Source organism: Streptomyces sp. NPDC018263 (assembly GCF_055562575.1).
In genome coordinates this window covers 875,086-896,109 of sequence record NZ_JBVHFA010000001.1, presented here as the reverse complement: position 1 = coordinate 896,109, position 21,024 = coordinate 875,086, and the positions used below count along the sequence as shown (strand labels likewise).

The 21,024-nt window shown below is 72.9% G+C and carries 21 protein-coding genes; 15 read left to right on the top strand and 6 right to left on the bottom strand.

Annotated features, from left to right (window positions below; genetic code table 11):
* Positions 1-8 precede the first annotated feature (8 nt).
* Complete coding sequence (locus tag ACZ3HQ_RS04140; RefSeq protein ID WP_467507814.1) at positions 9-887, bottom strand: hypothetical protein; 879 nt, start codon at positions 885-887, stop codon at positions 9-11.
* A gap of 330 nt (positions 888-1,217) precedes the next feature.
* On the opposite strand from ACZ3HQ_RS04140, the gene rplM reads away from it, so the two are divergent.
* The 3 genes from rplM to glmM all read left to right on the top strand — a co-directional run bounded on the left by rplM (position 1,218) and on the right by glmM (position 3,763).
* On the top strand, positions 1,218-1,661 hold the full coding sequence (gene rplM, locus ACZ3HQ_RS04135; RefSeq protein ID WP_467507813.1) for a 50S ribosomal protein L13: 444 nt from the start codon (positions 1,218-1,220) through the stop codon (positions 1,659-1,661).
* Between the two features lie 42 nt (positions 1,662-1,703).
* Positions 1,704-2,225: a 30S ribosomal protein S9 gene (rpsI, locus tag ACZ3HQ_RS04130; RefSeq protein WP_086692746.1), complete on the top strand. Its 522-nt coding sequence runs from the start codon at positions 1,704-1,706 to the stop codon at positions 2,223-2,225.
* Between the two features lie 179 nt (positions 2,226-2,404).
* Positions 2,405-3,763: a phosphoglucosamine mutase gene (glmM, locus tag ACZ3HQ_RS04125; protein ID WP_467507811.1), complete on the top strand. Its 1,359-nt coding sequence runs from the start codon at positions 2,405-2,407 to the stop codon at positions 3,761-3,763.
* Here glmM and ACZ3HQ_RS04120 read toward each other — a convergent pair.
* Both ACZ3HQ_RS04120 and coaA read right to left on the bottom strand, forming a co-directional pair.
* Entirely contained in the window at positions 3,760-4,752 is a 993-nt protein-coding gene (locus ACZ3HQ_RS04120; RefSeq protein ID WP_467507809.1) for a DUF389 domain-containing protein, read from the bottom strand. The two genes, glmM and ACZ3HQ_RS04120, sit on opposite strands and share 4 nt — an antisense overlap.
* A 23-nt stretch (positions 4,753-4,775) precedes the next feature.
* On the bottom strand, positions 4,776-5,744 hold the full coding sequence (gene coaA / locus ACZ3HQ_RS04115; protein WP_467508002.1) for a type I pantothenate kinase: 969 nt from the start codon (positions 5,742-5,744) through the stop codon (positions 4,776-4,778).
* A gap of 222 nt (positions 5,745-5,966) precedes the next feature.
* Here coaA and ACZ3HQ_RS04110 point away from each other — a divergent pair, with 222 nt between their 5' ends.
* The 8 genes from ACZ3HQ_RS04110 (at position 5,967) to ACZ3HQ_RS04075 (ending at position 14,379) form a co-directional block, all read left to right on the top strand.
* Positions 5,967-7,178, top strand: coding sequence for an acyltransferase family protein (locus tag ACZ3HQ_RS04110; protein WP_467507807.1), 1,212 nt, complete (start codon positions 5,967-5,969; stop codon positions 7,176-7,178).
* Positions 7,179-7,326: 148 nt separating this feature from the next.
* On the top strand, positions 7,327-9,174 hold the full coding sequence (gene glmS / locus ACZ3HQ_RS04105; protein ID WP_467507804.1) for a glutamine--fructose-6-phosphate transaminase (isomerizing): 1,848 nt from the start codon (positions 7,327-7,329) through the stop codon (positions 9,172-9,174).
* 23 nt (positions 9,175-9,197) lie between these two features.
* Positions 9,198-9,569: a holo-ACP synthase gene (locus ACZ3HQ_RS04100; protein WP_086692735.1), complete on the top strand. Its 372-nt coding sequence runs from the start codon at positions 9,198-9,200 to the stop codon at positions 9,567-9,569.
* Between the two features lie 46 nt (positions 9,570-9,615).
* Positions 9,616-11,049 (top strand): NAD(P)H-hydrate dehydratase, encoded by a 1,434-nt coding sequence (locus tag ACZ3HQ_RS04095; protein ID WP_467507802.1) that lies wholly within the window; start codon positions 9,616-9,618, stop codon positions 11,047-11,049.
* 65 nt (positions 11,050-11,114) lie between these two features.
* Positions 11,115-12,269 carry an alanine racemase gene (gene alr, locus ACZ3HQ_RS04090; RefSeq protein WP_467507800.1) on the top strand — a complete coding sequence of 385 codons (1,155 nt, stop codon included), beginning with the start codon at positions 11,115-11,117 and terminating at the stop codon, positions 12,267-12,269.
* A gap of 88 nt (positions 12,270-12,357) precedes the next feature.
* A complete protein-coding gene (locus tag ACZ3HQ_RS04085) occupies positions 12,358-13,599 on the top strand; it encodes an alpha/beta fold hydrolase (RefSeq protein WP_467507798.1) in 1,242 nt (413 codons plus the stop codon).
* Positions 13,565-14,077, top strand: a complete 513-nt coding sequence (tsaE, locus tag ACZ3HQ_RS04080; RefSeq protein ID WP_467507796.1) for a tRNA (adenosine(37)-N6)-threonylcarbamoyltransferase complex ATPase subunit type 1 TsaE — start codon at positions 13,565-13,567, stop codon at positions 14,075-14,077. The genes ACZ3HQ_RS04085 and tsaE overlap by 35 nt, the downstream gene beginning before the upstream one ends.
* Before the next feature lie 128 nt (positions 14,078-14,205).
* Positions 14,206-14,379 (top strand): hypothetical protein, encoded by a 174-nt coding sequence (locus ACZ3HQ_RS04075; protein ID WP_467507795.1) that lies wholly within the window; start codon positions 14,206-14,208, stop codon positions 14,377-14,379.
* Positions 14,380-14,408: 29 nt separating this feature from the next.
* Here the strand turns inward: ACZ3HQ_RS04075 and ACZ3HQ_RS04070 are convergent, their stop codons facing one another.
* A complete protein-coding gene (locus ACZ3HQ_RS04070; protein WP_467507793.1) occupies positions 14,409-14,960 on the bottom strand; it encodes a hypothetical protein in 552 nt (183 codons plus the stop codon).
* Positions 14,961-15,098: 138 nt separating this feature from the next.
* Between ACZ3HQ_RS04070 and tsaB the strand changes: the two genes are divergently transcribed.
* The 4 genes from tsaB to ACZ3HQ_RS04050 are packed head-to-tail and all read left to right on the top strand — an operon-like array spanning position 15,099 to position 17,614.
* Positions 15,099-15,755, top strand: coding sequence for a tRNA (adenosine(37)-N6)-threonylcarbamoyltransferase complex dimerization subunit type 1 TsaB (tsaB, locus tag ACZ3HQ_RS04065; protein ID WP_135783701.1), 657 nt, complete (start codon positions 15,099-15,101; stop codon positions 15,753-15,755).
* 17 nt (positions 15,756-15,772) lie between these two features.
* Positions 15,773-16,267: a ribosomal protein S18-alanine N-acetyltransferase gene (gene rimI / locus ACZ3HQ_RS04060; protein ID WP_467508000.1), complete on the top strand. Its 495-nt coding sequence runs from the start codon at positions 15,773-15,775 to the stop codon at positions 16,265-16,267.
* Positions 16,260-17,363, top strand: a complete 1,104-nt coding sequence (tsaD, locus tag ACZ3HQ_RS04055) for a tRNA (adenosine(37)-N6)-threonylcarbamoyltransferase complex transferase subunit TsaD (RefSeq protein WP_467507791.1) — start codon at positions 16,260-16,262, stop codon at positions 17,361-17,363. The genes rimI and tsaD overlap by 8 nt, the downstream gene beginning before the upstream one ends.
* Complete coding sequence (locus ACZ3HQ_RS04050) at positions 17,360-17,614, top strand: hypothetical protein (protein ID WP_467507789.1); 255 nt, start codon at positions 17,360-17,362, stop codon at positions 17,612-17,614. The genes tsaD and ACZ3HQ_RS04050 overlap by 4 nt, the downstream gene beginning before the upstream one ends.
* 248 nt (positions 17,615-17,862) lie before the next feature.
* Here ACZ3HQ_RS04050 and ACZ3HQ_RS04045 read toward each other — a convergent pair whose 3' ends face one another.
* Together ACZ3HQ_RS04045 and ACZ3HQ_RS04040 are read right to left on the bottom strand one after the other, a co-directional pair.
* Positions 17,863-20,169, bottom strand: coding sequence for a beta-xylosidase/alpha-l-arabinosidase (locus ACZ3HQ_RS04045; protein ID WP_467507788.1), 2,307 nt, complete (start codon positions 20,167-20,169; stop codon positions 17,863-17,865).
* A 32-nt stretch (positions 20,170-20,201) separates the two neighbouring features.
* Positions 20,202-21,020, bottom strand: a complete 819-nt coding sequence (locus ACZ3HQ_RS04040; RefSeq protein WP_467507787.1) for a carbohydrate ABC transporter permease — start codon at positions 21,018-21,020, stop codon at positions 20,202-20,204.
* Between the last annotated feature and the right edge of the window lie 4 nt (positions 21,021-21,024).

The window sequence follows — 21,024 nt, the reverse complement described above, 5'->3', positions numbered from 1 at the left end:
GGGGGCGCCTACTGGCTGGCGGCCGCCGACGCCTGGGCCTCGCCGCGCCGCCGGATCTGGCGGAAGGAGAACTGGGCCAGGTCGTTGCCGGCCGCGAACACCTTGGTGTCCTTGGTCGTCACGTCCCTGCCGTCGGTGAACCCGGCGATCGTGAAGTAGGCGTACCGGCCGAGGGTGTTGGTGGTGGAGCGGCAGATCGCGGAGTCGCAGAACGCCTTGACGCCCTTGCCGGGCAGTGCGGCGACGATGCTCCTCTTGTCGGCGCGGTCCTTGAAGCGCTGGGCGTCGGTGTCGTTGTCGAAGACGGCGACGCCCACGGTGACGGCCACGCCGTCCTTCTGGTAGCTGACCCGCATCAGGCGGGTGCACTTCCCCGCGGCGAGCGCCTTGGCCAGGGTGCCGCCGGCGCCGGTCGCGCAGTTCTTGCTGTCGCTGGTGGCGCCCTTCTTGTACACCGTCTCGCCCATGGTGAGCTGGGTGCCGGGGAACAGGGTCTCCGGGCTCAGCGGGGCGGTGTCCTTGTTGGCGCTGGCTATGAAGTCCTTCGGGTCCAGCGGCGGTGGCGCGCTGGTCGGGGCGAAGGAGGGGGCCGTGGTCGCCGTGCCGCCCGGCAGGGACGCGGTCGCGGGCAGGCTGGAGGGACCGCCCGCCCGGCTGTCGCCGCCCGTGTTCGACACGGCCATGGCGACGGCGGTGCCTATCGCGCCCGTGGCGAGCACGCCGCCCGCGACGAGCAGCACCTTGCGACGCTTCTTACGGTTCTCCGAGGCGTCCGCGAGTGCGGCCCAGTCCGGGGTTCCGTCGTCGTCGCCGCTCTTCCACGGCTGCTGGGATTGTGGTGTCCAGGGGTCCCACTGAGACTGGGGACCCCCCTGCCCGTAACTCATGGGGCGCATCTTAGAGGGGGGCGCGCGGTCCCGGCGTGCCCGCGGGGAGCGGGCCCGGAGGCGATACGGGGACCTTCGGCGCACGGGGGAACATTGCGGCCGGGAGGATTTCCGGCAAGCTCGTTTTGACCCGTCCGGGGGCGGCCTAGTAACCTGGCTCCTCGTTGTGTATTGGCTTGCTCATTCTCACGGGACGGGCCCTTACACCGGTCCACCGGGCCGATGACCAGCGATCTGCACGCGGTTGCGTCACCGCAGTGCGATCGAGGCTGTCGTGATCGTTTCGGTGACCTGTTCAGGACCATTCACTCGAAGCGAAGGCTACGAACCGTGCGTACGTACAGCCCCAAGCCCGGCGATGTGACGCGCCAGTGGTACGTCATCGACGCTCAGGACATCGTCCTGGGTCGTCTCGCCACCACCGCCGCGACCCTCCTCCGGGGCAAGCACAAGCCGATCTACGCGCCGCATGTCGACACCGGTGACTTCGTCATCGTCATCAACGCCGACAAGGTGCACCTGTCCGGCAACAAGCGGACCCAGAAGATGGCTTACCGCCACTCCGGCTACCCGGGTGGTCTGCGCTCCGTCCGTTACGACGAGCTGCTGGACAAGAACCCCGAGAAGGCCGTCGAGAAGGCCGTCAAGGGCATGCTCCCCAAGAACACCCTCGGCCGTCAGATGCTCTCGAAGCTGAAGGTCTACAAGGGCGACCAGCACCCGCACGCTGCCCAGCAGCCGGTGCCGTTCGAGATCACCCAGGTCGCGCAGTAATTCCGGCCACCCTTTAAGACTGAAGAGAATCTGAGGAGAATCGTGGCCGAGACCACCCCCGAGCAGCCGCTCGAAGAGACCGAGCTCGTCGACATCGAGAGCTACACCACCGAGACCGAGCTCCCCGTCGAGGGCGAGTACACCTCGGAGTCCCTCGCGTCCCGCTTCGGTGAGCCCCAGCCGGCCGCCGGCCTGGGCCGTCGCAAGAACGCCATCGCCCGCGTCCGGATCGTTCCGGGCACCGGCAAGTGGAAGATCAACGGTCGCACCCTCGAGGACTACTTCCCGAACAAGGTGCACCAGCAGGAAGTCAACGAGCCCTTCAAGGTGCTCGAGCTCGAGGGCCGTTACGACGTCGTCGCCCGCATCGCGGGTGGCGGTGTCTCCGGTCAGGCCGGTGCGCTCCGTCTCGGTGTCGCCCGTGCGCTGAACGAGGCGGACGTCGACAACAACCGCGGCGCCCTGAAGAAGGCCGGGTTCCTCAAGCGTGACGACCGTGCGGTCGAGCGCAAGAAGGCCGGTCTCAAGAAGGCCCGCAAGGCTCCGCAGTACAGCAAGCGCTAAACAGCGGCGCTTCGCGCGTACTCCGAACGCCCCGGCGGCACGCCCTGTGTGCCGTCGGGGCGTTCGTTTATCTCCGCCAAGGGCGTATAACGACACAAGACGCTCAAAGGCTTGTGTGATCGGATGCTCGGGCGCATGCCATGATTCCTGGCAGCAGTGACGCTTTCTCGGGAGGACAAGTGGGACGACTCTTCGGTACCGACGGCGTGCGTGGCGTCGCCAACGCGGACCTGACGGCCGAGATGGCGCTCGGCCTGTCCGTCGCGGCGGCGCACGTGCTGGCCGAGGCGGGCACGTTCGAGGGACACCGGCCGACCGCCGTGGTGGGCCGTGATCCGCGCGCGTCCGGGGAGTTCCTGGAAGCCGCCGTCGTCGCGGGCCTCGCCAGCGCGGGCGTGGACGTGCTCCGCGTCGGTGTGCTGCCCACCCCCGCCGTCGCCCACCTGACCGGCGCGCTCGGCGCCGACCTCGGTGTGATGCTGTCCGCCAGCCACAACGCGATGCCGGACAACGGCATCAAGTTCTTCGCCCGCGGCGGCCACAAGCTCGCGGACGAGCTGGAGGGCCGGATCGAGGGCGTCTACGAGTCGCACCGCCACGGCGAGCCCTGGGAGCGCCCCACCGGCGCCGGGGTCGGCCGGGTCCGCGACTACGAGGCGGGCTTCGAGACCTATGTCACCCACCTGCTGTCGGTGCTGCCCAACCGGCTCGACGGGCTGAAGATCGTCCTGGACGAGGCGCACGGCGCGGCCGCCGGTGTCTCCCCGGAGGCGTTCTCCCGCGCCGGGGCGACCGTCGTCACCATCGGTGCCGAGCCGGACGGCCTCAACATCAACGACGGCTGCGGTTCGACCCACCTCGGTCTGCTGAAGGCCGCCGTGCTGGAGCACGGCGCGGACCTCGGCATCGCGCACGACGGTGACGCCGACCGCTGCCTGGCCGTGGACCACACCGGCGAGGAGGTCGACGGCGACCAGATCCTCGCCGTGCTCGCGCTGGCGATGCGGGAGCGCTCCACGCTGTCCTCCGACACCGTCGTGGCCACCGTCATGTCCAACCTGGGCTTCAAGCTCGCCATGGAGCGGGCCGGCATCCGCCTGGTGCAGACGGCCGTGGGCGACCGGTACGTGCTGGAGGAGATGAAGGAGCACGGCTACGCCCTCGGCGGCGAGCAGTCCGGGCACGTCATCGTCCTGGACCACGCCACCACCGGCGACGGCACGCTGACCGGCCTGCTGCTGGCGGCGCGGGTCGCCCAGACCGGCCGCGCGCTGCGTGAGCTGGCGTCGGTGATGGTCCGGCTGCCGCAGGTCCTGATCAACGTCCCCGACGTGGACCGCTCGCGGGTGGGCACCTCGGCCGACCTCGCGGCCGCCGTGGGCGAGGCCGAGCGTGAACTCGGTCAGACCGGGCGGGTGTTGCTGCGTCCCTCGGGCACCGAGCCGCTGGTCCGCGTGATGGTGGAGGCCGCCGACATCGACCAGGCCCGCACGGTCGCCGGGCGACTGGCGGACGCGGTCAAGTCGGCGCTGGGCTAGGCGGTTTCGGCCTGCGGGCCGTCCGTACCCTGCCCGCTCCGCGTGCCCTGCCCGCTCCGCTTGGCCTTCCTGCCCTTCCTGGCCCAGAACGCCTTCTGGGCCAGGAGGGTGAGCACGCCCGCGACCACGATGCCGAACAGGTTCAGCAGCAGTTGCTCGCTGGAGCCGACGGTCTGCGTGGTGTCCCCGTAGGCGAGGGCCACGGCGGCGTTGGCGGCGGCCGGGACGGTGGTGACCGAGATGGCCACGCCGACCAGGGCGCCGGACTTGGCCGAGGTCAGCGACAGGGTGCCCGCGGCGCCCGCGAGCAGCGCCACGATGAACGAGAAGGGGTCCGGCGCGTACACGAAGCCGGTGTTGGGCCGGTCGCCCTCCAGCTTGGCCTCGCTGAACTGCCCGGCGGCGTCCATCAGCACGCTGAATCCGACGGTGAGCGCCATGGCCACGGCGAAGCCGACGACCAGCGCCACCAGCGAGCGGGCCGCCAGCCGGGGTTTCCTGCGCACCAGCGCGGTACTGATCCCCGCCAGCGGCCCGAACTCCGGGCCCACCGCCATCGCGCCCACGATCAGCACCGCGTTGTCCAGCACCACACCACAGGCCGCGATCATCGTGGCGATGGCGAGGAAGGCGACGTAGGTCACCGAGAGGGTGGACTCCTCGTGGGTCTCCTCGACCAGGTGCTCCCACAGCACGGCGTCCGCGGCCTCACCGGGCGCGTCCTTCTCGGCCTGCTCGGCGCGCCGGGACAGCGACAGGTCGATGTCGTCCGCGGCGATCGAGCCGGTGCGGTCGATGCCGAGCGCCTGGAGCCGGGAGAGCAGGCCGTCGGCCGCCTCCCGTGCCACGTCGCACGTCACCACGTCCCCGGCCGGGTCGCGGGCGGCGCCGGGCAGCACCACGAGGTGGACGGCGCCGACCGTGGACTCGATCAGGCGCACCACCTCGTCCGTGCGGTCGGCCGGGACGATCAGACGCAAGTGCAGCATGCGCCCATCCAACCCCCTCCGCGCTACAGCTTGCGCAGGCGCAGCCGCTGCACGGTGTGATCGGGTCCCTTGCGGAGCTGGAGGGTGGCCCGGCCGCGGGTGGGGGCGATGTTCTCGGTCAGGTTGGGCTTGTTGATGGTCCGCCACAGCATGCGCGCGTAGTCCACCGCCTCCTCCTCGGAGACCTGGGTGTACTTGCGGAAGTACGAGGACGGGTTCTGGAACGCGGTCTGGCGCAGCTTCTTGAACCGCTCCAGGTACCAGCGCTCGATGTCCTCGCCGCTGGCGTCGACGTACACGCTGAAGTCGAAGTAGTCCGCCAGGCCGACGCGGGTACGGCCGTCGCTGCCGGGCAGGGCGGGCTGGAGGACGTTGAGGCCCTCGACGATGAGGATGTCCGGGCGGCGCACGGTGAGGCGCTCGCCGGGGACGATGTCGTAGATCAGGTGGGAGTAGACCGGTGCGGTGACCTCGTCCTTGCCGGCCTTGATGTCGGCGACGAAGCGGGTCAGGGCGCGGCGGTCGTAGGACTCGGGGAAGCCCTTGCGGGACATCAGCCCGCGGGCCTGGAGTTCCCTGGTGGGCAGCAGGAAACCGTCGGTGGTGACCAGCTCCACGCGGGGGTGCTCGGGCCAGCGGGAGAGCAGGGCCTGGAGCAGGCGGGCCACGGTGGACTTGCCGACGGCCACCGAGCCGGCCACGCCTATGACGAAGGGGGTGCCGGACTGGGAGCCCTTCTCGCCCAGGAAGGTGTTCAGGGCGCCTCTGAGGCCGTCGGTGGCGCCGACGTAGAGGTTGAGCAGCCGGGAGAGCGGGAGGTAGATGTCCCGCACCTCGTCGAGGTCGATGACGTCGCCGAGGCCGCGCAGCTTCTCCACCTCCTCGGCGGTGAGCGGCTGCGGCGTCTTGTCGCGCAGCGCGCTCCATTCGGCGCGGGTGAGATCGACGTAGGGAGTCGCCTCCGGCCTGTGCCGGTGGGCGCTCCGGGGCATCGCGGAGACCGGTGAGATCACATTCCATTGTTAACGCTGTTTGAACGACGGCGGGCGTGGGGTGCGTCACGCGGGCCCGCGCGGAGCCCCGGTGCCCAAGCTGGGCTGACCGGTGAGGGAGTTGTTCTGGAACAGCAGGGCAACTTTTCTCCCGCCCACGTGTCATGTGAACGTAAGTTCGCACAGCACGAACGCAGAGACCGGCACTGAAACGGTGGATGGATGATCCAGAGGGAAGACACGGCCGTGGCCGTCACGGCCGATGAGCGACGCGTGGAGGAGGCTGTCCCCGTCCACCTCCCGGTGTCACAGGCACCCTCGGAGCCGAAGGAGGCCGCGCCCAGCACTCGCGGGAAGGGCCAGCGGCTGGCCGCGCTCGACGGGCTGCGGTTCCTGGCGGCCGTCGCGGTGGTGCTCTTCCACTTCACCGGCCAGGTACCCGGGACGATGGAGCACATATGGGGGCGCCCCTATCAGGCGATCTTCCCCGACTCGCACCGCTACCTGGCCTTCGGCCGGCTCGGTGTCGACCTGTTCTTCCTGATCAGCGGCTTCGTGATCTGCATGAGCGCCTGGGGCCGGTCGCCGCGGGACTTCTTCATCTCCCGCGTCACCCGGCTGTACCCGATGTACTGGATCGGCGTGCTGGTGTCGGCGGCGGTCATCTACGCGTTCGACACCCCTCTGGGGCACCCCAACCCGCGGGTGGTCTTCGCGAACCTCACCATGCTCCAGAAGCCGCTCGGCGTGGACGACCTCGACTCGGTGTACTGGACGCTCTGGCCCGAGCTCTGCTTCTACCTGACGTTCTCGATCGTGGTGTGGAAGGGCCTCACCTACACGCGAGTGGCGGTCTTCTGCGGCATCTGGACGGTCGCTGCGGTGCTCGCGCCCGCCGCCCACCTTCCGCTGCTGACGGTGCTGGTCAACCCGGTCTCCGCGCCGTTCTTCATCGCGGGCATGGCCTTCTACCTGATGTACCGGTTCCGGGCGACCCCGCTGCTGTGGGGAATCGTCCTCATGTCGTGGCTGCTCTCCATGCACTTCATCCTCGCCCCGCACGGCGGCCGCATCGCCTGGGACCTGTGGCACCCGTGGCGTGGCTGGCTGGTGCTGACGATCACGGGCTTCTACGCGCTGATCGCCGTGATCGCGCTGGGCTGGACCAGCCGCATCCAGTGGCGGTGGCTGAGCGTCGCGGGGACTCTGACCTTCCCGCTGTATCTGCTGCACGACGCGCTCGGCGTGAGCGTCATCAACCACTTCGGCGACCGGGTCGAGCCCCGTGTCCTGGTGATCTCCACGATGGCCGCGCTGATCCTGCTGGCCTATGTGGTGCACCGGCTCGTCGAGCGTCCCGTCGCGCTGTACATGCGGCGCTGGCTGAACAGCGCCTCCTTCGGCTTGGAGACCCCGGCGCTGCGCAGGCGCTGAGCAGGTGAGGGCCGGGCGCCGCGTGGGCAGACTGTCCACGCGGCGCCTCTCCTTTTGCCCGCTCAGGGCTTCGTACCGGGGTGAAAATTTCCGAATCCGGGCACGCGGAAGCGGTTTTCGATCGCTGACGGACCGTAGGCTGCGGCACATGTGCGGAATCGTGGGATACGTAGGGGCGCAGTCGGCGCTCGATGTGGTGATGGCCGGGCTGAAGCGGCTGGAGTACCGGGGCTACGACTCCGCCGGTGTCGCGGTGCTCGCGGACGGTGGCCTGGCCACGGCGAAGCGGGCCGGGAAGCTGGTCAACCTGGAGAAGGAGCTGGGCGAACACCCGCTCCCGGCCGGTGCCACCGGCATCGGGCACACCCGCTGGGCCACCCACGGCGGCCCGACGGACGTCAACGCCCACCCGCATCTGGACAACGCGGGCCGGGTCGCGGTCGTGCACAACGGCATCATCGAGAACTTCGCCGTACTGCGCGCCGAACTCGCCGAGCGCGGCCACGACCTGGTCTCCGAGACGGACACCGAGGTGGTCGCGCACCTGCTGGCGGAGGAGTTCTCCGCGAGCGCCGACCTCGCGGAGGCGATGCGGCTGGTGTGCCGCCGGCTGGAGGGCGCGTTCACGCTCGTCGCCGTGCACGCCGACGAGCCGGACGTGGTGGTGGGCGCCCGCCGCAACTCCCCGCTGGTGGTGGGTGTCGGCGAGGGCGAGACGTTCCTCGCCTCCGACGTCGCCGCGTTCATCGCGCACACCCGCGAGGCGATCGAGCTGGGCCAGGACCAGGTGGTCGAGCTGCGCCGCGACGGCGTCACGGTCACCGGCTTCGACGGCAGCCCCGCCGACGTCCGCGCCTACCACGTCGACTGGGACGCCTCGGCCGCCGAGAAGGGCGGCTACGACTACTTCATGCTCAAGGAGATCGCCGAGCAGCCCAAGGCCGTCGCGGACACCCTCCTCGGCCGCATCGACCCCTCCGGCTCGCTCACCCTGGACGAGGTGCGGATCGGCGCGGCCGAGCTGCGCGAGGTCGACAAGGTCGTCATCGTCGCCTGCGGCACCGCCTTCCACGCCGGGCTGATCGCCAAGTACGCCATCGAGCACTGGACCCGCATCCCCTGCGAGGTCGAGCTGGCCAGCGAGTTCCGTTACCGGGACCCCATCCTGGACGGCCGTTCGCTGGTCATCGCCATCTCCCAGTCCGGCGAGACCATGGACACCCTGATGGCGCTCCGGCACGCCCGCGAGCAGGGCTCCAAGGTGCTGGCCATCTGCAACACCAACGGCTCGACCATCCCGCGCGAGTCCGACGCCGTGCTCTACACGCACGCGGGCCCCGAGGTCGCCGTCGCCTCCACCAAGGCGTTCCTGACCCAGTTGGTCGCCTGCTACCTCGTCGCCCTCTACCTGGGCCAGGTGCGCGGCACCAAGTGGGGCGACGAGATCCGGGACGTCATCCGCGACCTCTCCCGCATCTCCGGCGCGGTCGACCGCGTCCTGGAGACCATGGAGCCGGTACGGGAGCTCGCCCGCTCCCTGGCGGAGAAGAACACGGTCCTCTTCCTCGGCCGCCACGTGGGCTACCCCGTCGCCCTGGAAGGCGCCCTCAAGCTCAAGGAACTCGCCTACATGCACGCCGAGGGCTTCGCGGCCGGCGAGCTGAAGCACGGCCCGATCGCGCTGATCGAGCAGGACGTGCCGGTCGTCGTCATCGTGCCCTCCCCGCGTGGCCGCTCGGTGCTGCACGACAAGATCGTCTCCAACATCCAGGAGATCCGCGCCCGCGGCGCCCGCACCATCGTCATCGCCGAGGAGGGCGACGAGGCGGTCGTCCCCTACGCCGACCATCTGATCCGCGTCCCGGCCACGCCGACGCTGCTCCAGCCGATGGTGTCCGCCGTGCCGCTCCAGGTGTTCGCCTGCGAACTGGCCACCGCGCGCGGCAACGAGGTGGACCAGCCGAGGAACCTGGCGAAGTCGGTGACGGTCGAGTAGGGCGGCGGCCGTAGGCTCCCGGCATGAGCATCATCGGGGTCGGGATCGACGTGGCCGAGATCGACCGGTTCCGGGCGGCGCTGGAGCGCACGCCCAACCTGGCCGCCCGGCTGTTCGTCGCGGGGGAGCTGACGCTGCCGGGCGGGGAGCGGCGCGGGATCGCCTCGCTCGCCGCCCGCTTCGCCGCCAAGGAGGCGCTCGCCAAGGCGCTGGGCGCGCCCGCCGGGCTGCTCTGGACCGACGCCGAGGTGTACGTCGAGGCCAGCGGGCAGCCCCGGCTGCGGGTCAAGGGCACCGTCGCGGCCCGCGCGGCCGAGCTGGGGGTGCGCTCCTGGCACGTCTCGCTCAGCCATGACGCGGGCGTCGCCTCCGCCGTGGTGATCGCCGAGGGGTGAACCATCCGGGTGCGCGGGCCCGCGTCCCGGGGGCAGACTCGGACCCATGCGTACTGCGTACAGCGTGGAGACGGTACGGGCCGCCGAGCGCGCCCTGATGGCCCGGCTGCCCGAGGGCACCCTGATGCAGCGGGCGGCCGCCGGACTGGCCGCCGCCTGCTGCGAGTTCCTCGGGCGGGTGTACGGCAGCCGGGTGGTGCTGCTCGTCGGCAGCGGCGACAACGGCGGTGACGCGCTGTACGCGGGGGCCCGGCTGCGGCGGCGCGGCGCCGGGGTCACCGCCGTCCTCCTGACGCCCGACCGCGCCCACCAGGGCGGCCTCGCCGCGCTGCGCCAGGCCGGTGGCGCCGTCATCGGCCCCGAGCGGGCGCTCGGCGCGATCGAGCGGGCCGACCTCGTGGTGGACGGCGTCGTCGGCATCGGCGGCAAGGGGGGCCTGAGGTCCGAGGCCGCCCGGCTCGCCTCGGCCGCCGAGCGGGCGCGGGCCGCGATCGTCGCCGTGGACCTGCCCAGCGGGGTCGACGCGGACACCGGCGAGGTGTCCGGCACCGCCGTACGCGCCGACCTCACCGTCACCTTCGGCGCCTACAAGCCCGGCCTGCTGATCGACCCCGGCCGGGAGTACGCCGGGACGGTACGGATGATCGAGATCGGCCTCGAACTCCCCCCGGATCCCGTGCTCCAGGCCCTCCAGCACGAGGACGTGGCCCGGCTGCTGCCCCGGCCCGGCGCCGAGAGCGACAAGTACCGGCGCGGGGTGCTCGGCATCGCCGCCGGCTCCGCGCGCTACCCCGGCGCCGCCGTCCTCGCCGTCTCCGGCGCGCTTCGCGGCGGCGCGGGGGCCGTGCGGTACGTCGGCCCCGCCGGGGAGGCGGTCGTCGCCCGCTTCCCCGAGACCCTCGTCTCCGACCGGGGTCCCGACCATGCGGGCCGGGTGCAGGCATGGGTGGTGGGACCGGGCGCCGGGGACGACGCGGCGACCGTGGCCGAGGTGCTCGGCACCGACGTGCCCGTGCTGCTGGACGCCGACGGGCTGCGCCTGGCCGACCGCGACCTCGTACGCGGGCGCTCCGCGCCGACCCTGATGACCCCTCACGCCGGCGAGGCCGCCGCCCTGCTGGGGGTGCGCCGCGAGGAGGTCGAGGCGGCCCGGCTGACCTCGGTGCGCGAACTGGCCGCCACCTACCGGGCGACGGTGCTGCTGAAGGGCTCCACCACGCTGGTCGCCGGCCCCGGCGGCGGCCCGGTCCGGGTCAACTCCACCGGCACCGGCTGGCTGGCCACCGCGGGCAGCGGTGACGTGCTGTCAGGGCTCGCCGGATCGCTGCTCGCCTCCCACCTGTCCGCCCTGGACGCGGGCAGCGTCGCCGCCTATCTCCACGGCCTCGCCGGGCGCCTGGCCTCGCGCGGCGCCCCCATCGCCGCGCTGGACATCACCGAGCACCTCCCCGACGCCTGGCGGGACGTCGTACGGGACTGAGCGCGGCGGATCGCCGAGGAGTGCGGCCCGGGGCCGCCGACGCCCTCTGAGAGACTGGGGGCGCCATGAACGAGACTTCCGCTGTGCCGACCGCGCCCCTGCGCGCCCGCGCCGAGATCGATCTGGGTGCCCTGCGCGCCAACGTCCGGGCGCTGCGCGCCCGTGCCCGGGGCGCCCACCTGATGGCCGTCGTCAAGTCGGACGCGTACGGCCACGGTGCCGTGCCCTGCGCCCGCGCGGCCCTTCAGGCCGGGGCGACCTGGCTGGGCACGGCCACCCCGGAGGAGGCCCTCGCGCTGCGCGCGGCCGGGCTGCCGGGCCGGATCATGTGCTGGCTCTGGGTGCCCGGCGGGCCCTGGCGGCAGGCGATCGAGGCCGACCTCGACGTCGCGGTGAGCGGCATGTGGGCGCTGCGCGAGGTCACCGCCGCCGCCCGCGAGGCGGGCCGCCCGGCGCGGGTGCAGCTCAAGGCCGACACCGGGCTCGGCCGCAACGGCTGCCAGCCCGAGGACTGGCCCGAGCTGGTCGGCGCCGCCCTTCAGGCCGAGGCCGCCGGGCTGATCGAGGTCACCGGACTGTGGTCCCACTTCGCGTGCGCCGACGAGCCCGGCCACCCCTCCATCGCCGCCCAGCTCGCCCGGTTCCGGGAGATGGTGGCGTACGCGGAGGAGCGGGGCGTGGAGCCCGAGGTGCGGCACATCGCCAACTCCCCGGCCACGCTGACCCTGCCGGAGACCCACTTCGACCTCGTCCGCACCGGCATCGCGATGTACGGCATCTCGCCCAGCCCCGAGCTGGGCACCCCGGCCGACTTCGGACTGCGCCCGGTGATGACGCTGAGCGCGTCGCTGGCGCTGGTCAAGCGGGTGCCGGGCGGACACGGCGTCAGCTACGGCCACCACTACGTCACCCCCGGCGAGACCACCCTCGGCCTGGTGCCGCTGGGCTACGCGGACGGCATTCCCCGGCACGCCTCGGACGGCGGCCCGGTGCTGATCGACGGCAAGCTGCGGACCGTCGCGGGGCGGGTGGCGATGGACCAGTTCGTGGTCGACCTCGGCGGCGACGAGCCCGAACCGGGCACGCCCGCCGTGCTGTTCGGGCCCGGCGACCGGGGCGAGCCCACCGCCGAGGACTGGGCGCAGGTGTGCGGCACGATCGCGTACGAGATCGTCACCCGGATCGGCACCCGCGTGCCCCGCGTCCATGTGAACGGATGACCCCCGCGGGCACCGGGCACGCTACTGTCCGGTAGCTCCGGGGCGCACCGGCCCGGCGGAGGGCAGTACGGCGAGGAGGGAACGGCACGTGAGCGAGAGCAGTGCGGAGGCCGTGGTGGACGCGGTGGCCGCGACGGCCGCGTCCGGCGGCTGGCGCAGGGCGACCGGTCTCGCCGGCGCCGCGATAGGCGTGCTCGCCGCGGGGGCGGCCGCCGGGGTCGCCATCGAGCGGATGACGGTCGGCCGCGGGATACGCCGCAAGGCCGCCCTGGCGCTGGACTCCACCGGCCCCTACGGCACCCTGCGCGGCACCCCCGGCAAGGCGGTCGCCGACGACGGCACCGAACTGCACTACGAGGTCGACGACACCGAGCCCGACCCCGGCCCGAACGTCTCCCCGCGCCGCCGCAGGCTCTTCGGCCGCAAGGCGCCCGCCCCGGTGACCGTCGTCTTCTGCCACGGCTACTGCCTCGGCCAGGACTCCTGGCACTTCCAGCGGGCCGCCCTGCGCGGCGTCGTCCGCACCGTCCACTGGGACCAGCGCAGCCACGGGGAGTCGGGGCGGGGCGTGGCCCAGGTCCGCGACGGGCTGCCCGTCACCATCGACCAGCTCGGCCGGGACCTGAAGGCGGTGCTGGACGCGGCGGTGCCCGAGGGGCCCGTGGTGCTGGTGGGGCACTCGATGGGCGGGATGACGATCATGGCGCTGGCCGCGCAGTTCCCGGAGTACGTCCGGGACCGGGTCGTCGCCACCGCGTTCGTCGGCACCTCCTCCGGGCGGCTCGGCGAGGTCAACTTCGGGCTGCCGGTGGCCGGGGTCAACGCGGTGCGCCGGGTGCTGCCGGGCGTGCTGAAGGCGCTGGGGCAGCAGGCGGAGCTGGTGGAGAAGGGGCGCCGGGCCACGGCGGAGCTGTTCGCCGGGGTGATCAAGCGGTACTCGTTCGCGGGGCGGGACATCGACCCGGCGGTGGCGCGGTTCGCGGAGCGGATGATCGAGTCCACGCCGATCGACGTGGTCGCGGAGTTCTACCCGGCCTTCACCGACCACGACAAGACCGAGGCGCTGGCCTGCTTCCAGGACATGCCGGTGCTGGTGCTGGCGGGGGTACGGGACCTGGTCACCCCGAGCGAGCACAGCGAGGCCATCGCGGACCTGCTCCCCGACGCCGAGCTGGTGCTCGTCCCCGACGCCGGGCACCTGGTGATGCTGGAGCACCCCGAGGTCGTCACCGACCGGCTCGCGGACCTGCTGACCCGCGCGGGAGCCGTACCGGCAGGGGCTACCGTAAGCGGTTATGGACGAGGCAGTAGCACCGCACAACCCGGCTGAGACCCGGCTCACCGTCACCTCCCCCGAGCAGATGCGGGAGCTGGGCCTGAGACTGGCCGCTCTGCTGCGCGCGGGCGACCTGGTGATGCTCACCGGCGAGCTGGGCGCGGGCAAGACGACGCTGACCCGGGGGCTCGGCGAGGGGCTCGGGGTGCGCGGCGCGGTCACCTCGCCCACCTTCGTCATCGCACGGGTCCACCCCTCGCTGGTCGACGGGCCGCCGCTGGTCCACGTCGACGCCTACCGGCTCTCCGGCGGGCTGGACGACATGGAGGACCTGGACCTCGACGTGTCGCTGCCCGAGTCGGTCATCGTCGTGGAGTGGGGCGAGGGCAAGGTCGAGGAACTGACCGACGACCGGCTGGAGATCCTCATCCACCGCGCGGTCGGCGACACCACCGACGAGGTCCGCCACGTGACGCTCACCGGACTCGGGGACCGCTGGGCGAAGGCGGAGCTGGACGCGCTCGCGGGCTGAGGGCGCCGATATCCCGACAGGCTGTCGGAAACGTATTGCGCGGGACGTACCGGGCGTGGTCACATGGTACCCAGCCCGTGGTTAGGCATGCCTAACTCCGACCGCCCCCGCAGCTCAGGAGGCGCCCCATGTCCGCTCCGCGTCCCCCGGCCCGCCCCGAGCGCACCCCGCTCGCCGGGGCGGCCCCGCAGTTCCCCATGCGCGACCTCCTGGCATCCTGCGCGGCGGCGAAGGCGATCTCCACCCCGCCCCCGGCGCCGGACCCCGCCGAATCCACCCCGGACCACCGCGAGGCGGCGTAGCCGGTATTGAGGCGTGTCCGGCGCGGCCGTCAGCGGATCACCACCACCGGCACCCCGATCGTGGCGAACTGCCACATCGCCTCGCCGTCCGGGCGGGTTTCGCGGATGGCGCCGGTGCGGGTGGAGCCGGGTTCGGCGGCCTCGTTGCGGGTGGCGGCGCTGAAGCCGACGGTGACGCCGCCGACGGTGGTGAAGCGGACGACGTGTTCGACCGGGAGGCCGTCGCTGCCGGTGATGGCGTTGGAGCGCGAGGTGACCCAGTAGGAGCCGGGCGCCGGGTCGACGCCGCCGGGGTGGACGCCGAAGGTGCGCCGCACGCGGCCATGGTCGTCCACCAGCCAGACGCGGTCGTCGTCGACCGAGTACACGACCCGCTCGCCCTTGCCGGAGTCGGCCGGCAGCGCCGTGGGGTGGCGGCGGTCGCGCGGGGCCTTGGTGACGGCCACCGAGGGGGAGGCGCTCGCCGAGGGGGCGCGCAGGCTCGCCGGGACGGTCGCGTCGGCCTGGTAGGCGAGGAGGCCGACGGTGCCCACGGACACCGCGACGAGTCCGGCCACGATCCCCGAGCTGGTCCCTGCCACGTGCGCCACCTCTGCCTCGTACTCGAGCCGACCCGTTATGGTTCGCGCGATATGTCGTACTTCATACAGACCGTAGCAGTCAGTGACGGTCCGACCGGGACGGGCGTGCGCGAGCCGTCGGCGCCGTAGGCTGTTCGCGTGCTTCTGCTCGCTCTGGATACCGCCACCCCCGCCGTCACCGTCGCCCTGCACGACGGGACGGACGTCGTCGCCTCGTCGAGCCAGGTGGACGCCCGCCGCCACGGCGAGCTGCTGCTGCCCGCCGTGGACCGCGTGCTCGCCGCCGCCGGGGTCAAGCTGGACGCCGTCACCGGCATCGTCGTCGGCACCGGGCCCGGCCCCTACACCGGGCTGCGGGTCGGCCTGATGACCGCCGACACCTTCGGGCTCGCTCTCGGCGTCCCCGTGCACGGCGTGTGCACCCTGGACGGCCTGGCGTACGCGGCCGACATCGCCAAGGGCCCCTTCGTCGTGGCGACCGACGCCCGGCGCAAGGAGGTCTACTGGGCGACGTACGCCGACTCCCGCACCCGGCTCACCGGCCCGGCCGTGGACCGCCCGGCCGACATCGCCGAGCGCGTCGCGGGGCTGCCCGCCGTGGGCGCGGGCGCCCTGCTGTACCCGGACACCTTCCCCGACGTCCACGAGCCCGAGCACGTGTCCGCCGCCGCGCTCGCCTCGCTGGCCGCCGCGAAGCTGGCCGCGGGGGAGGAGCTGGACGAGCCCCGCCCGCTGTACCTGCGCAGGCCCGACGCCCAGGTGCCGAAGAACTACAAGGTGGTCACCCCCAAGTGACCGCGAAGCTGCGCGAGATGCGCTGGTGGGACATCGACCGGGTCCTGGAGCTGGAGAAGGACCTGTTCCCCGAGGACGCCTGGTCGCGGGGCATGTTCTGGTCCGAGCTGGCCCACGCCCGCGGTGACGGCGCCACCCGCCGCTACCTCGTCGCGGAGGACGACGGCCGGCTCGTCGGATACGCCGGGCTCGCCTCCTCCGGCGACCTCGGCGACGTGCAGACCATCGCCGTCGCCCGGGACCAGCAGGGCACCGGCCTCGGCGCCCGGCTGCTGACCGAGCTGCTGCGGGCCGCGACCGCCTTCGAGTGCGCCGAGGTGATGCTGGAGTGCCGGGTGGACAACACCCGCGCCCAGAAGCTCTACGAGCGCTTCGGCTTCGCCCCCATCGGCTTCCGGCGCGGCTACTACCAGCCGGGCAACGTGGACGCCCTGGTGATGCGCCTGACCGACCCCTCTTCCTCCCTGGAAGACGTACAAGGAACCGAGCAAGGAACCGAGATCAATGGCTGACGAACCTCTCGTCCTCGGCATCGAGACCTCCTGCGACGAGACCGGCGTCGGCATCGTGCGCGGCACCACCCTGCTCGCCGACGCGGTTGCCTCCAGCGTCGACGAGCACGCCCGCTTCGGCGGTGTGGTGCCCGAGGTGGCGTCCCGCGCCCACCTGGAGGCGATGGTGCCGACCATCGACCGGGCCCTGAAGGAGGCGGGCGTCACCGCCCGCGACCTCGACGGCATCGCGGTCACCGCGGGACCCGGCCTCGCGGGCGCCCTCCTGGTCGGCGTCTCGGCGGCCAAGGCGTACGCCTACGCCCTCGGCAAGCCGCTGTACGGCGTGAACCACCTCGCCTCGCACATCTGCGTGGACCAGTTGGAGCACGGCCCGCTGCCCGAGCCGACCATGGCCCTGCTGGTCTCCGGCGGGCACTCCTCGCTGCTTCTCTCCTCGGACATCACCTCCGACGTCCGCCCGATGGGCGCCACCATCGACGACGCGGCCGGCGAGGCGTTCGACAAGATCGCCCGCGTGCTGAACCTGGGCTTCCCCGGCGGCCCGGTCATCGACCGCTACGCCCGCGAGGGCGACCCGAGCGCCATCGCCTTCCCGCGCGGCCTGACCGGCCCGCGCGACCCCGCCTACGACTTCTCCTTCTCCGGCCTCAAGACCGCCGTGGCCCGCTGGATCGAGGCCAAGCGCGCGGCCGGCGAGGAGGTGCCGGTGCGGGACGTGGCCGCGTCCTTCCAGGAGGCCGTGGTGGACGTACTCACCCGCAAGGCCGTGCGTGCCTGCAAGGACGAGGGCGTGGACCACCTGATGATCGGCGGCGGTGTCGCGGCCAACTCCCGGTTGCGGGCGCTGGCCCAGGAGCGTTGCGAGGCGGCCGGCATCCGGCTGCGCGTGCCGCGTCCCAAGCTGTGCACGGACAACGGCGCGATGGTCGCCGCGCTCGGCGCCGAGATGGTCGCCCGCAACCGCTCCGCCTCCGACTGGGACCTGTCCGCCGACTCCTCCCTGCCGGTGACCGACCCGCACGTGCCGGGCAACGGGCACAGCCACGACCACGACCACGTCCACGAGGTCAGCAAGGAGAACCTGTACTCGTGAGCGTCGCCCTGATGTGGGAGGCGAAGGCCGCCGAGGGCCGGGGCGGGGACCTCCTCGCCTGGGCCCGCGCCCAGCGGCTCGACGGGCACCCGCTGCGCCGGGAGACCTTCCGCGCGCCGGGCGACCGGGTGCTGGTCATCACCTGGTGGGACGCGGCCTACGACGCGGACGTGCCGGAGCTTCCGGCGCCGGACGCGGAGCTGGTGTCCCGGCCGGTGCACCGGTGGCGGTTCGAGCGCGTCGAAAACTGAGGGGCCTGAGGGGACTGTGGGGCCTGAGGGACCCCGGACCGGCTCGGGTGGCGCACCTCCGCGATCACGCGCTATGATCATCACACAGCGAACGGCCGGAACAACTCCGGTACGAACGCCGCGCGTTGGTGGTCCAAGTCAAGACGCCCCGCTTCCTGCGGGGAAATGCAGGTGCAATCCCTGCCCAGCGCTCAGATCAGAAGGCCGCTCCGGTTCGACCGGGGCGGCCTTCGCCGTTCCCGGCCCGCTCACCCCGCCGGTGCCACCGAGGTGCCGCAGCGCAGTACCCGCTCCGGCCCGACCTCCCGCACCGGCCCGGTCAGCCGGAGCCGGGTGGTGTGCCGGACCTCGGCGCTGGACGGGCCGAGCCGCAGCTCCAGCAGCCCCGGCTCGACCACCCGTACCCCCGCGAGGCCGGTGAAGGACGCCAGGTCGGCGTGGAAGGCGAAGGTGACGCGGCGGGCCTCGCCGGGCGCCAGCTCCACCCGCTGATAGCCGACCAGCCGTACGTCCGGCCGGGTCACCGAGGCCACCGGGTCGTGTAGGTAGAGCTGGACCACATCGGCGCCCGCCCGCGCCCCGGTGTTGCGCACGGTCACCGCCACCTCGCAGGCGCCGTCGGTGCCGGTCTCCGCCTCCGGCGGCCCGAAGTCCGTCCAGGTGAAGGCGGTGTACGACAGGCCGTGGCCGAAGGGGTGCAGCGGGGTCGGGTCGAGGCTGCTGACCTCGCTCGCCAGCCCCAGCGGCGGCTGGAGGTAGGTCCACGGCTGGCCGCCCGGCGTACGCGGCACGCTCACCGGCAGACGCCCGGAGGGGTTCACCCGGCCCGCCAGAACACCGGCCAGCGCAGGGCCGCCCTCCTCGCCGGGGAAGAACGCCTGCACCACCGCGCCGAGCCGCCCCGACCAGCGGCCCAGCGCGTAGGGGCGCCCGGTGAGCAGCACCAGCACCACCGGGGTGCCGGTAGCCACCAGCGCGTCCAGCAGCTCGCCCTGGACACCCGGCAGGCTCAGGTCGGCCGCGTCGCAGCCCTCGCCGGAGGTGCCGCGCCCGAACAGCCCGGCCCGGTCGCCGAGCACCGCCACGCACACATCGGCCTCCGCGGCGCGCGCCACCGCCCCGGCGAACCCGGAGGAGTCCGCGTCCGACACCCCGCAGCCTTGTGTGAACGTGACCTCGGTGTCCGGCAGTTCGGCCCGCAGCGCCTCCAGCACGGTCGGGATCGCGATGCCCGGCGCGACTCCGGGGTGGTGGGGGAGGACGTGCGCCGGGAAGGAGTAGCAGCCGAGCATGGCCAGGGGATCGGCGGCGCGCGGGCCGACCACCGCGATCCGCGCGCCGGGGTCCAGCGGGAGCAGCCCGGCCGGGTTCTCCAGCAGGATCACCGACTCCTCCGCCAGCCTCCGGGCCAGCGCCCGCCCCTCGGGGGGGTCCAGGACGACGGGACCGGCCGGCTCCGGGTCCCAGTCGAGGTCCAGCAGGCCCAGCTCGCACTTCTGGAGCAGCACCCGGCGGGCCGCCCGGTCCACCAGGGCCTCGGGGACGCGGCCCGCCTCGACGGCGTCGGTCAGCGCGGTGCCGTAGCAGTCCACGGTGGGCAGCTCCACGTCCACGCCCGCCTCCAGCGCCAGGTGGGCGGCCCCGGCGCGGTCCCCGGCGAGCCGGTGCTGGGTGCGCAGGAAGCCGACGCCGAAGTAGTCCGCGACCACCGTGCCGGTGAACCCCCACTCCTCGCGCAGCACCCCGGTCAGCAGCCGGGCGTCGGCCGAGGCGGGCACCCCGTCGGTCTCGGTGTACGCGGCCATCACCGACCGGGCCCCGCCCTCGCGCAACGCCAGCTCGAACGGGGGCAGCGTCACGTCGGCCAGCTCCCGCGCGCCCGCCCGTACCGGCGCGAGATTGCGGGCGCCCGCCGAGGCCGCGTACCCGGCGAAGTGCTTCAGGGTGGCCACGATCCCGGCCGACTCCAGGCCGCGTACGTAGGCGGCGCCGACCGTGCCGACCAGGTACGGGTCCTCGCCGGCGGTTTCCTCCACCCGGCCCCAGCGGGCGTCGCGGACCACGTCCAGCACCGGGGCGAGGCCCTGGTGGACGCCGGCCGCGCGCAGGTCACCGCCGATGCGGGCACCCACCTCGGCCACCAGCTCCGGGTCGAAGGAGGCGCCCCAGGCCAGCGGTACCGGGTAGGCGGTGGCGCCCCACGCGGTGAACCCGGCGAGGCACTCCTCGTGGGCGAGGGCGGGGATGCCGAAGCGGCCCGCGGCGGCGATCCGGCGCTGGGCGGCGGCCAGTGCGCGGGCCCCCAGTTCCGGGTCGACCGGGGCGGTGCCGAAGGACCGGGTGAGCTGGCCGAGGCCGTGCGCGATCAGCTCGTCCCAGTCCGGCACCGCGCTCATCTCGCTCTGCAGCGGGGCGACTTCGCCGCCGTCCGGGCCGGCGCCCACCCAGACGCCGTACAACTGGGCGGTCTTCTCCCGCAGCGTCATCCGGGACAGCAGGTCCTCGACGCGTTCGGCGGCGGGCAGGGCGGGGTCGCGCCAGGCGGCGGAGGTCATGGAACTCCTGTCGGGAGACATGGGGGAGCCGGTCACTTTCCGCCCGCGCCCATCAGGCCGCCGACCAGGGTGCGCCGGGCCACCAGGTAGACGGCGAACACGGGGACGCCGGAGAGGACGACCGAGGCGAGCAGGGCGGGGATGTCCACGCCGAACTGGCTGACATAGGTGAACAGGCCGAGGGTCAGCACCCGGCTGCCCTCGGACTGGGTGAAGATCAGCGGGAAGAGGAAGCCGTTCCACGCCTGGAGCGACGCGTAGACCACGACCGTCCCGATGCCGCCCCGGGCCAGCGGCACGACCAGCCGGAACAGCATCCGTGCCGGGGACGCGCCGTCCAGGGCCATCGCCTCGTACAGCTCCTCCGGGATGTCCCGCAGGGTGCCGGTGAGCACCAGCACGGAGACCGGCATGGCGAAGGCGGCGGTCGGCAGGGCGACGGCGAGCAGGCTGTCGTACAGGTTCAGCTTGGTGATCATCAGGTAGAGCGGGACCACCACCGCCTGCGCGGGGACGGCCACGCCCAGCAGGAACAGCCGGAAGGCGCCGCCCGACCAGAAGCCGCGGGTGCGCACGGCCACGTACGCCAGCGGGACGCACAGCACCAGGACGATCCCCACCACCACGGCCGCGACCAGCACGGTGTTGGCCAGGAAGTGGCCGAAGCCGCTCGTCAGGACGGTGCCGTAGTTGGCCAGGGTCGGGTGGCGCGGCGGGCGGAGGGCGTTGCCGCCGAGCGCCTCGTCCTGGCGGGTCAGGGAGACCGAGACCATGACGTAGACCGGGACGAGGACGACGGCGAGCCAGATCACCGCGCCCAGGCCCGCCAGCGGGTTGGCCGGGCGGGTCATGGCG

Excerpts from the sequence above, each read along its gene's own strand:
- ACZ3HQ_RS04140 (WP_467507814.1), bottom strand. The coding sequence starts at position 887 with ATGAGTTACGGGCAGGGGGGTCCCCAGTCTCAGTGGGACCCCTGGACA.
- ACZ3HQ_RS04120 (WP_467507809.1), bottom strand. The coding sequence starts at position 4,752 with ATGCTGCACTTGCGTCTGATCGTCCCGGCCGACCGCACGGACGAGGTG.
- coaA (WP_467508002.1), bottom strand. The coding sequence starts at position 5,744 with ATGCCCCGGAGCGCCCACCGGCACAGGCCGGAGGCGACTCCCTACGTC.
- ACZ3HQ_RS04110 (WP_467507807.1), top strand. The coding sequence starts at position 5,967 with ATGATCCAGAGGGAAGACACGGCCGTGGCCGTCACGGCCGATGAGCGA.
- glmS (WP_467507804.1), top strand. The coding sequence starts at position 7,327 with ATGTGCGGAATCGTGGGATACGTAGGGGCGCAGTCGGCGCTCGATGTG.
- ACZ3HQ_RS04100 (WP_086692735.1), top strand. The coding sequence starts at position 9,198 with ATGAGCATCATCGGGGTCGGGATCGACGTGGCCGAGATCGACCGGTTC.
- ACZ3HQ_RS04095 (WP_467507802.1), top strand. The coding sequence starts at position 9,616 with ATGCGTACTGCGTACAGCGTGGAGACGGTACGGGCCGCCGAGCGCGCC.
- alr (WP_467507800.1), top strand. The coding sequence starts at position 11,115 with ATGAACGAGACTTCCGCTGTGCCGACCGCGCCCCTGCGCGCCCGCGCC.
- tsaE (WP_467507796.1), top strand. The coding sequence starts at position 13,565 with ATGGACGAGGCAGTAGCACCGCACAACCCGGCTGAGACCCGGCTCACC.
- ACZ3HQ_RS04075 (WP_467507795.1), top strand. The coding sequence starts at position 14,206 with ATGTCCGCTCCGCGTCCCCCGGCCCGCCCCGAGCGCACCCCGCTCGCC.
- rimI (WP_467508000.1), top strand. The coding sequence starts at position 15,773 with ATGCGCTGGTGGGACATCGACCGGGTCCTGGAGCTGGAGAAGGACCTG.
- tsaD (WP_467507791.1), top strand. The coding sequence starts at position 16,260 with ATGGCTGACGAACCTCTCGTCCTCGGCATCGAGACCTCCTGCGACGAG.
- ACZ3HQ_RS04045 (WP_467507788.1), bottom strand. The coding sequence starts at position 20,169 with ATGACCTCCGCCGCCTGGCGCGACCCCGCCCTGCCCGCCGCCGAACGC.
- ACZ3HQ_RS04040 (WP_467507787.1), bottom strand. The coding sequence starts at position 21,020 with ATGACCCGCCCGGCCAACCCGCTGGCGGGCCTGGGCGCGGTGATCTGG.